The sequence below is a fragment of the Brevundimonas sp. A19_0 genome, assembly GCF_017744255.1.
In the GTDB taxonomy this organism is placed as follows: Bacteria; Pseudomonadota; Alphaproteobacteria; order Caulobacterales; family Caulobacteraceae; genus Brevundimonas.
In genome coordinates this window covers 222,488-235,608 of sequence record NZ_JAGHQP010000002.1, presented here as the reverse complement: position 1 = coordinate 235,608, position 13,121 = coordinate 222,488, and the positions used below count along the sequence as shown (strand labels likewise).

12 protein-coding genes are annotated in these 13,121 nt (G+C 67.1%); 8 read left to right on the top strand and 4 right to left on the bottom strand.

Annotated features, from left to right (window positions below; genetic code table 11):
• Positions 1-3 precede the first annotated feature (3 nt).
• The 6 genes from J7346_RS03440 (at position 4) to J7346_RS03415 (ending at position 6,189) form a co-directional block, all read left to right on the top strand.
• Positions 4-510, top strand: coding sequence for a phage major tail tube protein (locus J7346_RS03440; protein ID WP_209117774.1), 507 nt, complete (start codon positions 4-6; stop codon positions 508-510).
• A 144-nt stretch (positions 511-654) separates the two neighbouring features.
• Positions 655-1,044, top strand: coding sequence for a phage tail assembly protein (locus J7346_RS03435; RefSeq protein WP_209117772.1), 390 nt, complete (start codon positions 655-657; stop codon positions 1,042-1,044).
• Positions 1,045-1,361: 317 nt separating this feature from the next.
• Entirely contained in the window at positions 1,362-4,301 is a 2,940-nt protein-coding gene (locus J7346_RS03430) for a phage tail tape measure protein (protein ID WP_209117770.1), read from the top strand.
• Positions 4,301-4,729, top strand: a complete 429-nt coding sequence (locus J7346_RS03425) for a phage tail protein (RefSeq protein ID WP_245157604.1) — start codon at positions 4,301-4,303, stop codon at positions 4,727-4,729. Before J7346_RS03430 ends, J7346_RS03425 begins: the two co-directional genes overlap by 1 nt.
• Positions 4,726-5,763, top strand: a complete 1,038-nt coding sequence (locus J7346_RS03420; protein WP_348521442.1) for a contractile injection system protein, VgrG/Pvc8 family — start codon at positions 4,726-4,728, stop codon at positions 5,761-5,763. Before J7346_RS03425 ends, J7346_RS03420 begins: the two co-directional genes overlap by 4 nt.
• 93 nt (positions 5,764-5,856) lie before the next feature.
• On the top strand, positions 5,857-6,189 hold the full coding sequence (locus tag J7346_RS03415; protein ID WP_209117768.1) for an ogr/Delta-like zinc finger family protein: 333 nt from the start codon (positions 5,857-5,859) through the stop codon (positions 6,187-6,189).
• Here the strand turns inward: J7346_RS03415 and J7346_RS03410 are convergent.
• On the bottom strand, positions 6,186-6,524 hold the full coding sequence (locus tag J7346_RS03410; protein ID WP_209117766.1) for a hypothetical protein: 339 nt from the start codon (positions 6,522-6,524) through the stop codon (positions 6,186-6,188). The two genes, J7346_RS03415 and J7346_RS03410, sit on opposite strands and share 4 nt — an antisense overlap.
• A gap of 481 nt (positions 6,525-7,005) precedes the next feature.
• Here J7346_RS03410 and J7346_RS03405 point away from each other — a divergent pair, with 481 nt between their 5' ends.
• Both J7346_RS03405 and J7346_RS03400 read left to right on the top strand, forming a co-directional pair.
• Positions 7,006-8,133 (top strand): amino acid ABC transporter substrate-binding protein, encoded by a 1,128-nt coding sequence (locus tag J7346_RS03405; RefSeq protein WP_209117764.1) that lies wholly within the window; start codon positions 7,006-7,008, stop codon positions 8,131-8,133.
• 30 nt (positions 8,134-8,163) lie between these two features.
• A complete protein-coding gene (locus J7346_RS03400; RefSeq protein WP_209117762.1) occupies positions 8,164-9,477 on the top strand; it encodes a dicarboxylate/amino acid:cation symporter in 1,314 nt (437 codons plus the stop codon).
• A 3-nt stretch (positions 9,478-9,480) separates the two neighbouring features.
• Here the strand turns inward: J7346_RS03400 and sseA are convergent, their stop codons facing one another.
• Genes sseA through J7346_RS03385 form a run of 3 tightly spaced genes read right to left on the bottom strand, consistent with a single transcriptional unit; the run spans position 9,481 to position 13,015 of the window.
• The gene (sseA, locus tag J7346_RS03395) at positions 9,481-10,308 is read right to left on the bottom strand and encodes a 3-mercaptopyruvate sulfurtransferase (RefSeq protein WP_348521441.1); all 828 of its coding nucleotides are present in this window, start codon (positions 10,306-10,308) and stop codon (positions 9,481-9,483) included.
• A gap of 4 nt (positions 10,309-10,312) precedes the next feature.
• The gene (locus J7346_RS03390; protein ID WP_245157634.1) at positions 10,313-11,524 is read right to left on the bottom strand and encodes a cyclopropane-fatty-acyl-phospholipid synthase family protein; all 1,212 of its coding nucleotides are present in this window, start codon (positions 11,522-11,524) and stop codon (positions 10,313-10,315) included.
• Between the two features lie 45 nt (positions 11,525-11,569).
• Positions 11,570-13,015, bottom strand: coding sequence for a deoxyribodipyrimidine photo-lyase (locus J7346_RS03385; protein ID WP_209117758.1), 1,446 nt, complete (start codon positions 13,013-13,015; stop codon positions 11,570-11,572).
• Positions 13,016-13,121 lie beyond the last annotated feature (106 nt).

The following is a 13,121-nucleotide window of genomic DNA, read 5'->3' as shown; positions in this document are numbered from 1 at the left end:
GCCATGCAGCTGCCCCGTCAACTCAAGGACATGAACGTCTTCAACGCGGCGAACTCCTTCGCCGGTCAGTCGACCAAGTTCACCCGGCCGAAGCTGGTCATCAAGACCGAGGACTATCGGGGCGCCGGCATGCTGGGCACCGTCAAGCTGGACATGGGCCTGGAAGGGCTCGAGGTCGAACACGAGTACGGCGGCGACATGCCCGAGCTGAACCGCGAATTCGGTTCGACCGACATCGACGGCAGCCAGCTGCGCTTCGCCGGCGCCTACCAGAACGACGCGACCGGCCGCTATGACGACGTCCAGATCGTCGTGCGCGGCCGCCATACCGAGATCGATTCCGGCACGGACGAGGTCGGCGCCAAGTCGGGCACCAAGTACAAGACGGCCTGCACCTACTACAAACAGACCCGCAACGGCCGTGTCGAATTCGAGATCGACCTGATCGCCGGGACCTTCATCGTCGACGGCGTCGACCGCCGCGCCGAACTGCGCCGCATCATCAACTGATGGCGGCGGGGCGCTCCCTTCCCCCGATCGCGGCCGCGCTCGAGCGCCAGCGCCACGACGATATCGCAAGTCGTCAGGCCGCCGATCGTCACTTCGACCGATTCATGGCCGCGCTGACGCGGCGCACTCGCCGGGACCCCTCCAATGGACACGAAAATCGACCCCAAGCCTGAGGCGCCCGCCTCGGCGGAGACCTCCGCTCCTGCGGAAAAGGCCCGCTCGGGCATCGACAAGAACGGCCGCCCGTGGGCGCTGGTCACCCTCGACAATCCCCTCGATCGCGGCGGGACCGAGATCGTGGACGTCACCGTGCGCAAGCCCCGCGGCGGGGATCTGCGCGGCACCAAGCTGACTGAGCTCTATGCGGCCGACGTGGTCGCCATGTCGATCGTCATCCCCCGGATCAGCGAACCGATGATCCACCGCCAGGAATTCATGGACATGGACGGCGAGGACATCGCCCAGCTGTCCGGCGAGGTGATCAATTTTTTGCTGACGAAGTCGCAGCGGCGGGAGGCCTCCCTGACCGAGTAGAGGACGCCTTCGCGGACATCATGTTCGTGATGCATGGCTGGTCGAGGGAGGCCCTTGAAGCCCTCGACCTGGCCGACCTCTCAGAAGAGCGGGAGCGCGCGATCGCCCTGTGGAATCGGGTCAACGGCCCGAAGGACGAATGACGCATGGACCGTAATCTTCGCCTCAATCTCATCTTCAAAGCTGCTGGAAACGCGAAGACTTTTCTTCAGGGCGTGAAGGGCGAGAGCGACCGGACGTCCAAGGCGCTCGGCGCCGCCCGCGAGCAGGTCACCCAGCTCAGTCGCACGACCAAGGACGTCGCCGCCTACAAGGCCATGAAGGTCGGCCTGACTGAAGTCCGCACCTCGCTCAGCGCTGCCAAGGCCGAGGCCGAGCGGCTCGGCAAGGCCATGGATACGACCGAAAAGCCGACGCGCCAGCTCACCAAGGCGTTCGAGGCCGCGACCAACAAGGTGAAGACGCTGGAACAGCGCCAGGCCTCCCACGTCCAGGGCCTCCGGGATCTGGACGAAAAGCTCAAGGCCGCGGGCGTGTCCACCAAGGCGCTCGGCGCCCATGAGCTGAGGCTGGAGCGTGACCTGGCCAAGGCGAACGATGCCCTTCAGGAACAGGCCCGGCGACTGGATGCGGTGACGGAGCGGCAGAAGCGGCTCGCGGGGGCGCGTGCCCAGTACGACAAGACCCAGCAGCTGGCCGGCACCATGCAGGGCGCCGGCATGTCCTCGCTGGCGGCGGGTGGTGCTGTGGCGGCGCCGCTGGTGATGTCGGGTCGCTCTGCGATGGCCTTCGAAGAATCCATGGCCGAGGTGCTGAAGGTCGTCGACTTCCCGACCCCTAAAGCATTTGCGGAAATGGAGCGGGATATCCTCAACCTGTCGGGGCGATTGCCTGTCACTTCGGGCGAACTGGCGGGTTTGGTCGCTCAGGGCGCGCGGGCCGGTGTCGCACGCCAGGATCTGCTCGCTTACGCCGAGGCCGCTGCAAAGATGGGCGTGGCTTTCGACATCAGCTCCGAGGATGCAGGCACGATGATGGCCACCTGGAGGGCGGCGCTGGGCCTCACACAGAAGGAGGTCATCACGCTTGCTGACCAGGTGAACTACCTGACCAACACCTATGGCGGTAACGCCGCTGAAGTGTCGAACATGATTACCCGGGTGGGCCCGCTGGCCGACGTTGCTGGCGCATCCGGTTCCGTGCTGGCTGCTCTGGCGCAGGTCATGAACAAGGTCGGGGTCGAAGCTGAGGTGGGTGCGACCGGTATTAAGAACCTCCTCCTCGGCCTTACACGGGGTGAGGCCGCCACGAAAAAGCAGCGCGAAGCCTTTGCCTCCCTCGGCCTCGACGCATCCACAATGGCCAAGCGCATGCAGACCGACGCCGAAGGGGCCATCACCAGCGTTCTTCAGGCTGTCGCGAGGCTACCCCAGGAGCGGCAGCTGTCGATCCTCTCGAATCTGTTCGGCACTGAGAGCGTCGCCGCCATCGCACCCATGCTGTCACAGATTGGCCTCGTCGAACAGAATCTCAGGGCCGTCGGCGATGCCAGTCTTTACGCTGGGGCAATGACCACGGAGTTCAATCGCGCCACCGATACCTCGGCGTCGCGCTGGACCATCGCCGGGAACAAGGGAAACCGCCTAGCCACTATTCTCGGCAATCGCCTCAAGCCGACGATCGACGCGGCCTCCGACGCCTTCGGCAAAGCAACCGATGCCCTAGCGGCCTTTGCCGAGCGCCATCCTGGCGTGACCGGCGCGGTGCTGGGTGTCGTCGGCGTCCTGGCCGCCGGCCTCATCGTCTTCGGCGGCTTGGCCTTAGCGGTAGCCGCGGTCCTCGGCCCGTTCGCCTTGATGCGGCTGGCCATGACGCAGACAGGTCTTCTCTTCGGGCCACTGGTAACCGGCCTCAAGAACGCCAGATGGGCCACGCTCGGCTTCAACTCAGCCCTTCTGGCGAACCCCATGCTCTGGATTGCCGTGGCCATCGCCGCTGCGGTCGCCTTGGTCGCCTATGTGATCTACCGGAATTGGGGTCGGATCGGGCCGTGGCTCAGGGGCCTGTGGGACGGCATCACCCGCACGGTCAGCGGCGGGCTTAGCCTGATCAAGGCCTACATCCTCAACTTCACCCCGCTCGGCTTCGTCATCCGCAACTGGCAGCCGATCGTCGGCTTCCTGTCGGCACTGTGGACTCTGGCCGGCGAGCTGGTGGGCCTCGGCCTCGACTACGCCAAATACCTGCTGGTCCGGTTCTCACCCATGCCGTGGGTCCGAAAGGCGTGGTCCGCCGTTACCGGCTTCCTCGGCGGGGTCTGGGAAGGTGCAAACAAGGCCGTCGGAAAGGGCCTGTCGCTGATCGGCGATGGCCTCATGCGTTTCACGCCTCTCGGCTTTATCGTCCGCAATTGGGACGCGATCTCCGGCTTCCTGCTGGAGGTCTGGGGTCGCTACAAGGCGGCCGTTCAGACCGGCCTCGATGCCATCGGCGGTCTGCTGATGCGCTTCGCGCCGCTCGCCTTCGTCGTCAACAACTGGGGCCCAATCTCCGAATTCGTCACCGGTCTCTGGGACAAGGTGAAGGGTGCCGTCTCGACGGGCATCGACGCGATGAAGGCGGTCATCCGCAAATACAATCCGCTCGACGACTTCAAGGCCGTGTTCAAGGATCTTTGGAACTGGCTCAGCGAGTTGCCGGGCAAGCTGCTGAAGGCCGGGGCCGACGCCGTCAACGGCTTCACACAAGGCATCCGGGGCAGGCGAGCTGACGTCCAGGCCGCGACGGCAGAGGTCGCCCGCGTGCCCGAGGCTACGACCCGGCGCGTCACCCAAACCCGCTCGCCGTCTCGCGTCATGATGAACGTCGGCCGGGACGTCATGTCCGGCTTCACCCTCGGCCTCGGCCAGAACAGGCGAGGGCCGGCCGGCGTCATGGCCGGCGCGGCTGCGGCCCTGATCGCCGCAGGCGCCGTCAGCATGCCGGGCGTCAGAGGAGGGGACATCGATGGCACGCGGGGCGTGTCGGCGCTCGCGCGCCCGACGTTCGACACCGGCCCTCGGTTGTCGGCTCGCCCGTCGACCGCGAGCGCGTCTGGCGCCCGGCCCCCGGACACTCCTGCGATCGGCACCCTCAATCTCACGATTAACCAGCGGCCGGGCGAGGATGTAGATGCGCTCGCCCGTCGCGTGGTCGAGCTGCTCCGCAAGCCGGACCTGTCCAGCCTGTCGGATGACCCGGACTATGGAGAGGCCTGATGTCTGATGTCGCCATGCTGATGTCGCTGGGGATGTTCGGTTTCTCGATCGACAGCGCCCTGTTCGACAAGCTGCGCCGCCGCCGCACCTGGCGTCATCCGACCAACGAGCGCGTCAACGCCCGGGCGGCCGGCCAGTTCGCCGGGCCGGGCGATGATCTGATCGAGATCTCCGGGATCCTGGCGCCCGGGCAGATCGGCCGCAAGGACGCGCTCGAGGAGCTGGCGGCCATGGCTGACACCGGCCAGGCCTGGACCCTCGTCGACGGGGAGGGCTTCGTCTACGGCGCCTTCGTCATCGAAGGGCTCGACGAGGGCAAGGGCAACTTCATGGCGGGCGGCATCGCCCTCCAGACCGACTTCAGCCTGCAACTGCGGCGCATGCAGGATCCGGAAGGACAGGACGCGCCGGCCGAGTCCGTGACGTGACCGCCCCCGGCTATGTTCATCGCCAGGCCGCCTATGACCTGGTCGTCGACGGAAAGAGCATCAGCGGCGACGTTTATCCGCGCCTGATCAGCCTCGGCCTCTCGGAACGGCGGGGCACAGACGCCGACGAGCTCGAGATCGTCCTGGACGATGCCGACGGCCGGGTGGCCATTCCCTCGCCCGGTGCCGAGATCTCGCTCAAGCTGGGCTGGCGCGACTTGGTCGACGGCGGTTCGACCACCCTGATCGACAAGGGCATCTTCAAGGTCGATGCGCGTCGGCACTCCGGCACGCCCGATCGTCTGACGATCAAGGCCCGGTCGGCCGACCTGACCCGGGCCTTCCGCACCCGCCGCACACAGACCTGGACCGAAACCACCCTCGGCCAGGTGCTGACCGACGTCGCCGGCAGAAACGGCCTGCAGGCCATCGTCGCGGCCGACAAGGCATCGATCGAGGTCGCGCACCTGGATCAGGACCGGGAGAGCGACAGCGCCTTCCTAGCGCGTCTGGGGCGGCTCCATGACGCGGTCGCCACCGTCAAGGCCCGCCGCCTGCTGTTCGCAGCCGTTGGCTCGGGCGAGACCCCGGGCGGCACCCCCATTCCGCCGGCGTCGCTGACGCGCAGCGACGGCGACCGGCACGATTGGGAAGCCGCCGAGCGCGACAGCTATTCCGGCGTCATCGCCATCTGGCAGGACCGGTCGGCCGCGACGCGCAAGGAGGTCCTGGTCGGCTCGGCCGACAACCCGAAGCGGCTCGGCAGGATCTACGGATCGGAGCGCACGGCCCGCCGCGCGGCCGAGTCGACGTTCAAGCGCCAGTCGCGCGCCGGCGCACGCTTCAATCTCAATCTCGCCCGAGGCCGGCCGGACCTGTTCCCCGAGCAGAAACTCTCGCTGTCCGGCTGGAAGCCACAGATCGACGCGGCCGACTGGCTGATCGTCGAGACGCGGCACAGCCTGACCGGCAATGGCGGCCTGACCACGACACTGAACCTCGAGCTCGGCGGCTCCGGTTCATCCTCGGGCTGAAGCCCGCCCGCCGCCATAACTCACGGTTCTTTTATTCTGACGAAAGGGAAGGTTTCTGTTATGACGTCTGCAGGGGCAAAGTCGGGGTCAAATATGCAGGACATGCCCAGCGCGGCCGCCTCGAGCGGTGGCCGGTTTTCCAGTGATCACCAGCCCGCGGCCTTCAAGGAGGCCGGGCGGCGCTTCGGAAGCCACATCCAGACCAAATGCCCGCACTGTCGGGCGCCCGCCAAGGTACGCAGCTCCAAGGAACTGACGCCGCTGTTCAAGGAGCTGCGCTTCCAATGCTCAGACCTCGAGTGCGGCCACACCTTCGTCGCCAGCCTCACCATCGACCGCACGATCGCGCCGTCGGCCCGGCCTAATCCGTCGATCCGTCTCCCGATCGGCCACCCCCGGCCGACAACGCCGGCGAACGACGACTAGGGTTTGATCGGGCGTCGCGCGAAATCTCTGGTCCACTGCATGGCGATCATGGCTTTGTCCCGAAGTCTGAGGCGTTCGTAGCGCCAGAGCACGGTGATCGGGCGAAACCGCTCCTCCACCATACGAAGCTTGGTCCGATCCTGCTTCGATGCCCTCACTACGACTACGCCGATCATGTTGCAGTCAGTCTCTATGCAGACGAGCCGCCTCGGCCCTAGCACGTGAAGCGTCATCCACCGGTAGTCTGAGACGGTGGCGACGCCGTACTTCGGTGCCTCAGCCTGCTCTCCGTCGCCCGTGATCCAGCGCCATACCAATCGACGAGACAGGCTCACCGTGCACCCTCCTGCATGGCTTTCCACTCGGCCGCGTGGTTCGGGCAGAGGTCTTTGTCCGGGGCGGGCTCGTGGGTGCACTGCCTGCAGAGCGGCTTGTCGCAGGTGCCGCTGCGTCGGCCGGGCACCTTCCAGTCGCAGAGCCGGGTCGAGAGATTGCCGCAGGCACAGCGCTGCCGTCGTCTTGAGCCGCAGACGATGGCGCGGCCGCGGTTCGGCAGCGTCGTCACCTCACAAGGCATAGCGGTGCCGCCATTCCGACGCTGCGATCAGGCGTCCAGGTTTTACAGGCGCCTCTCCCGGGCCGCCATGCTGGGGGCCGTTGCAGCACGGTTTTACAGCCAAGGCGTTGAAGTCCTGAAAAATCGCCCCGTCTTCTAAGCGGACGGTCGCAGGTTCGAATCCTGCAGGGCGCGCCAATCCTGGCCTTTCCCACTGCCCGGCGGTTGCGAAGGCGGGGCGGATGCCGTCTATAGGCGGCATGGCGCGTAGCGTATCGTCCATCATCGGAAGGAGCCTGGCCGGCAGCGCCGCCCTTGTGGCCGTGCTGGTTCTGGCTGCCTGCGGGAACAAGGATGAGCCGACCGGACAGCCGGATGGCGAGCTGGATGGTCTGCCGCCGGTCGAGGCGACGGCTCCGGGCACCATCGGACCGACCCTGGCCGCGGTGCGTCGGCGGGGGCGCCTCAACTGTGGCGTCCACGAGGGGCTGGTCGGCTTTGCCTATACCGACAACCGGGGACAGTGGCGCGGGTTCGACGTCGACTTCTGCCGGGCCATGGCGGCCGCCATCTTCAACAATCCGGATGCCGTGCGGTTCGTGCCGCTGACGACCGGGCAGAGGTTCGAGGCCCTGCGTCAGGGGCGGGTCGATGTGGTGTGGCGCAACACCAGCTGGACCATGGACCGCGACGTCACCGAGGACGTCAGCTTCGCCGGCACCAACTATTACGACGGGCAGGGCTTCATGGTCCGGCGCTCGCTCAACCTCGCCAGCGCGACCGAGCTGAACGGCGCGCGCATCTGTGTGCAGGCGGAATCGACCTCGCAGCTGAACCTTGCCGACTATTTCCGCCTGCGGGGGCTGGAGTATGAGCCGGTCGTCGTGCCGACCGAGGAAGAGGCTCGCCGCGCCTATGCCGAGGAGCGCTGCGATGCCTTCACGGCCGATGTGTCGGCGCTGGCGGCGGCCCGCACGACCCTGGCCAGCCCCGAGCAGCACGCGATCCTGCCGGATGTGATCTCCAAGGAGCCGCTGGGCCCGATCGTGCGTCGCGATGATCCGCACTGGACCCGGGTGGTGCGCTGGACGCTGAACGCCCTGATCCTGGCCGAGGAATACGGCGTGACCCGCGACACGGTCGCCGATCAGGCCAAGGAGGCCCGCGACCCGCGCATCCGGCGTCTGCTGGGCGTGGAGGGCGAGTTCGGCACGCGGCTGGGTCTGTCGGATCGCTGGGCGTATCAGGCGATCGCCGCCGTCGGAAACTATGGCGAAATTTTCGGGCGCAATCTGGGATCAGATTCGGCGCTGGACCTTGCGCGCGGGCTCAATGCACAGTGGAACGCGACGCCGTCAGGGCTGATCTACGGCCTGCCGATTCGATAAACGACCAGAACGGACACCCCGGGGGGACCTATGGAAACGACCAAGCGTGGCGGGGTACCGCTCTATCTATGGATGCTGCTCGGCTTTGCCGTGGGGCTGGGCGGGGGCCTGTTCGTCAACCTGAACGGGCTGGTCGTCGATCCGCGGGTGATGGAGCTGATCCAGGCGGTCGGCCAGATCTTCCTGCGCCTGCTGTTCATGCTGGTCATCCCGCTACTGTTCTCGGCACTGGCCGTCGGCGTGGCCGAAATGGGCGACCTGAAGTCGCTGGGCCGGGTCGGCTTCAAGACGCTGGCCTTCACCATCATGGTCTCGGCCATTGCGGTGGCTATCGGTCTGGGCATGGTGAACTTCTTCGAGCCGGGCGCCGGGGTTGACCCGACCCTGGCCGCGCAGCTGCTGGAGGACGGCGCGGACGGCGCCGCCGCCATCGTCGGCAATGCGCCCCAGAGCATCGAGGCGGGCCAGTTCTTCCTCGACATGATCCCGTCGAACGTGATCACCGCCGCCGCTGAGAACCAGATTCTGCCGGTCATGGTGTTCGCGCTGATCTTCGGCATCGGCCTGGTCATGGCCAAGTCCAAGGCCACCGATCAGCTGCAGGAGACCCTGCAGGGGCTGCTGGAAGTGATGATGAAGCTGATCAACGCCGTCATCAAACTGGCGCCGATCGCCATTGCCGCGCTGATGTTCAACTTAGCCGCCGTGTTCGGCTGGGACCTGCTGATCCGGCTGGGCGCCTATGCCGGCGTGGCTGTGGGGGCCATGGCGATCCACATGTTCATCGTCTATCCGCTGCTGGTCATGATCTTCGGCGGCATGAGCCCGCTGAAGTTCGCCCGGGGCGTTCGCGAGCCCTTCGTGGTGGCCTTCTCGACGGCCTCGTCGAACGCCACCCTGCCGATCGCCATCAAGGCGGCCGAGGAAGAGCTGAACCTGCCGAAGCGCATCTCGCGCTTCGTGCTGACCGTGGGTGCCACCGCCAACCAGAACGGCACGGCCCTGTTCGAGGGGGTGACGGTGTTGTTCCTCGCCCAGTTCTTCGGCATCGACCTGACGATCCAGCAACAGCTGGTGGTGATGCTGGTCTGCATCCTCGGCGGGATCGGCACGGCCGGTGTGCCCGCCGGCTCCCTGCCGGTCATCGCCCTGATCCTGGTCATGGTCGGCGTGCCGGCCGAGGGGATCGGCCTGATCCTCGGCGTCGACCGCTTCCTGGACATGTGCCGGACCACGCTCAACGTGACCGGGGATCTGGTCGCCGCCACCGTGGTCTCGCGCGGCGAGAAGGACATTCCCGCCTCGGTCGCGGGGCCCGAGCCCGTCGCGCCGCCGACGTCCTGAGGATCAGCCGGTCTGGACGGGGGTGTCTGCGTGGCTCCCCCATTCGGCCCAGCTGCCGTCATAGAGACGGGCCGATCGTCCCAACACGGTCAGGGCCAGCACGAGGATGGCGGCGGTCACGCCCGAGCCACAGGTGGTGACCGGCACGGCAGTCTCGTGCAGACCAGCCGCGCGGAAGCGGGCCTCGAGGTCGACCGCAGACCTCAGCCGACCCTGCGGATCCACCAGATCGGCGTAGGGGAGGTTGACGGCGCCGGGCATGTGTCCGGGCCGGACGCCCGGCCGGGGCTCGGGACTGTCCCCCCAGAAGCGGGCAGGACCCCGGGCATCCAGCACAGACGTATCCCCGGACTGCAGCGCGGTGCGAACGTCCTCCAGCCCCACAAGGGCGTCAGGGTCGAGCCGGGCGTTGAAACGGGTCGGCGCGGGCGTGGCATCGCCGGAGACCGTCTTGCCGCCCGCCTCGACCCAGGCTCGGAGACCGCCGTTCAGAACCCGGACATCCCGGGCGCCGAAGGTCCTGAGCATCCACCACGCCCGGGGGGCGGAGAACATCGGGCCCGCCTCATAGACGACGATGGTGTCGGCCTCCGACAGGCCGAGCGCCCCCATCGCCTGACCGAAGGCCTCGGCATCGGGCAGGGTGTGGGGCAGGGGAGAGGCCGGATCCGAGACCGCCTCGAGATCGAGGAAGACGGCGCCCGGGATATGGGCGGCGCGGTACCGGGCCCGGGTATCCGTGCCGTCCAGTCGCCAGCCGGCATCGACCAGCTTCACGGGCTGCGCCGCCATCAGCGCGCTGAGCTCCGTGGCGTCGATCAGCGGCGGCACCCGATCAGCTCCGGTTCAGGGCCAGCTGGATCACATCGGTGCGCCCGCTGCGGAAACCCGCTTCGCAGTAGCCCAGGTAGAAGTGCCACATGCGGCGGAAACGCTCGTCAAAGCCCTTCATTCGCTGGATGTCGGGCCAGCTGGCGTGGAACCGGCGGTCCCAGGCCGCCAGGGTATCGGCATAGTCCTGACCGAAGCGCTCGACCGCCTGCCAGGCGAGACTCGCGGCCTCGACGACGGGCCTCAGCCGATCCTCGCTGGGCAACATGCCGCCGGGGAAGATGTATTTCTGGATGAAGTCGGTGCGGACCGCATATTCGTCGAACAGGGCGTCCTGGATGGTGATGATCTGGAGCGCGGCCCGGCCGCCCGGGTTCAGCACCTCGGCGATCTTGCTGAAATAGGTGGGCCAGTACTCGCGACCGACCGCCTCGAACATTTCGATCGAGGCCACGCGGTCGAACCGCCCGGCGACGTCGCGGTAGTCGACCAGTTCGATGCTGACCCGGTCGGACAGGCCTGCGCGCTGCATGCGCTCGCGGGCGAAGTCGTGCTGTTCCTGCGAGATGGTGATGCCGGTGACCCGGGCGCCGACCTCGCGGGCCGCATATTCGGCAAAGCCACCCCATCCGCACCCGATCTCGAGCACGGACTGTCCGGCCTGAAGGTCCATCATGCGGGCCAGGTTCTCGTACTTGCGGGTCTGGGCCGCATCCAGCGCCTCGTCCCGCCCGACGAAGCGGGCCGAGGAATATGTCATCGTCTCGTCCAGCCAGGCGGCGTAGAATTCGTTGCCCAGATCGTAGTGGGCGTGGATGTTCTTGCGCGCGCCCCGGCGGCTGTTGCGCCGCAGACGGTGGCTGAACCAGTTGAAGATCTTCATCGGCAGGGCGCCGTTGAACAGGCGCTGGATGTGGTCGTAGTTCTCGACCAGCACCTCCAGCAGGACGGCCAGATCAGGGCTTTCCCAGTCGCCCGCCATATAGCCTTCGGCAAAGCCGATATCGCCATTGGCCAGAACCCGGCGCGCGATGGCGTAGTCCCGAATCTCGAGCACGGCGCTGCGGCCGGGGACCTTGCCGACCAGTTCGTGCATCTGCCCGTCAGGCAGCTTCAGCGTCAGCCGCCCCCAGGTCCAGTTGGCCGCCAGGAGCTTGAGGAACAGGCCAAAGCCGCGCGGGGCGTGGGCCGGGGCCCGAAGATCACCCAGGGTCATCGCCGTCATTACTGACCTCCGAAGCAGAGTGCGAAGGCCGGCATTCTACGACTCCTTGCCCAGACTCTTGAAGGCCTCGAGCGCGGCGTCTCGCGCCTCGGCGTGATCGACGATGGGGCGGGGATAGTTGCGGCCCAGCTGGACCCCGGCATCGGCGCGGACCTCCGGCGGGGCGTCCCACGGGTTATGCAGCCAGCGGTCGGGCATTCGGGCCAATTCCGGCACCCATTTGCGAACATAGCGTCCCTCCGCATCGAACTTGGTGCCCTGGGACACCGGATTGAATATGCGGAAGTACGGAGCGGCATCGGCCCCGGATCCGGCAACCCACTGCCAATTTTGCGAATTGCTGGCCAGATCGGCGTCGACGAGGGTGTCCCAGAACCAGGCCTCGCCCTCTCGCCAGTCGATGCGCAGGTGTTTGACGAGGAAGGAGGCGACGACCATCCGCACGCGGTTGTGCATCCAGCCGGTGGCCCACAGCTGGCGCATACCGGCATCGACCATGGGATAGCCGGTCAGGCCCTTCTGCCAGGCCTCCAGCGCCGTGTCGTTCGTCGCCCACGGAAAGTCGTCGAACTTGTCCTGGAAGTTGGAGCTGGGCAGCGTGGGGAACTGGTGCAGCAGGTGGGCGGAGAATTCGCGCCAGCCGATCTCGCGCAGGAAGGCCTCGGCCTGACTGTCGGTGACCTTGCCGTCGGACACCGCCGAGCGGACCTCGATCCAGACCCGCCAGGGACTGATCTCGCCCCAGTGGAGCGCGGGGGACAGGCGGCTGGTGCCGGCGACTCCGGGGCGGTCACGGCAGGTGCCGTAGTCCTTGAGGTCTTTATCGATAAAGTCCCGCAGGCGGCGGGCCGCCGCCGCCTCGCCGACTGCATCCGCGTCGAACCCGGCGGCCCAGTCCGTGCGGCCGTCGTACAGGCACCAGTCCTCCAGCGCCTCGGAGTCGACACCGCTGAAGCCCCGGATTTCCCGAGGGGCCGGGCGTTCGATCGGGTCGCCCAGTTGTTCGACAAGCGCCCGGTAGAAGGGGGTGAAGACCTTGTACGGCCCGCCGGACTGGGTGGTGATGGAGCCCGGCCGGGCCAGCAGCGAGGCGTTGAAGCCGCGGCACTGGATGTCGTCCGCCTCCAGCGCGTGGGCAATGTCCTTGTCGGCCTCGAAGGCCGCAGGCTCGAATCGACGGTTCATGAAGACCCGGCGGGCGCCGGCCTCCTTGAGTACGTCGCGGAGCACGGCCTCGGCAGGGCCCCGGCGGAGGATCAGGGGCGCCCCGGCCTGTTTCAGATCTTCCCCGAGCGCCTGCAGGCTCTTTTCCAGCCACCATTTCGAAGCCCCGCCCAGCGGCCGGCCGTCGGCTGGCTCATCGTGGATATAGAGCGGCACCACGGGGCAGCCGCTCTCGACGGCCTCGCGGAGGGCCGGGTTGTCGCGCAGTCTGAGATCGCGCCGAAACCAGACAACGACAGGCGACGGATCGTCACTCACGCGCGCACCTCCGGGAAAAACCTGTTATTCAGCACGCATCGCCCCCACATGGCCTCAAGTCTGGTGCAGGGGCCAACGCCAATGGCCCCGTCTGGTGCCCCAAATA

Bases quoted from the DNA above. Each gene is read 5' to 3' on its own strand.
- J7346_RS03440 (WP_209117774.1), top strand. From the start codon at position 4: ATGCAGCTGCCCCGTCAACTCAAGGACATGAACGTCTTCAACGCGGCG.
- J7346_RS03435 (WP_209117772.1), top strand. From the start codon at position 655: ATGGACACGAAAATCGACCCCAAGCCTGAGGCGCCCGCCTCGGCGGAG.
- J7346_RS03430 (WP_209117770.1), top strand. From the start codon at position 1,362: ATGAAGGTCGGCCTGACTGAAGTCCGCACCTCGCTCAGCGCTGCCAAG.
- J7346_RS03425 (WP_245157604.1), top strand. From the start codon at position 4,301: ATGTCTGATGTCGCCATGCTGATGTCGCTGGGGATGTTCGGTTTCTCG.
- J7346_RS03415 (WP_209117768.1), top strand. From the start codon at position 5,857: ATGCAGGACATGCCCAGCGCGGCCGCCTCGAGCGGTGGCCGGTTTTCC.
- J7346_RS03405 (WP_209117764.1), top strand. From the start codon at position 7,006: ATGGCGCGTAGCGTATCGTCCATCATCGGAAGGAGCCTGGCCGGCAGC.
- J7346_RS03400 (WP_209117762.1), top strand. From the start codon at position 8,164: ATGGAAACGACCAAGCGTGGCGGGGTACCGCTCTATCTATGGATGCTG.
- J7346_RS03390 (WP_245157634.1), bottom strand. From the start codon at position 11,524: ATGACCCTGGGTGATCTTCGGGCCCCGGCCCACGCCCCGCGCGGCTTT.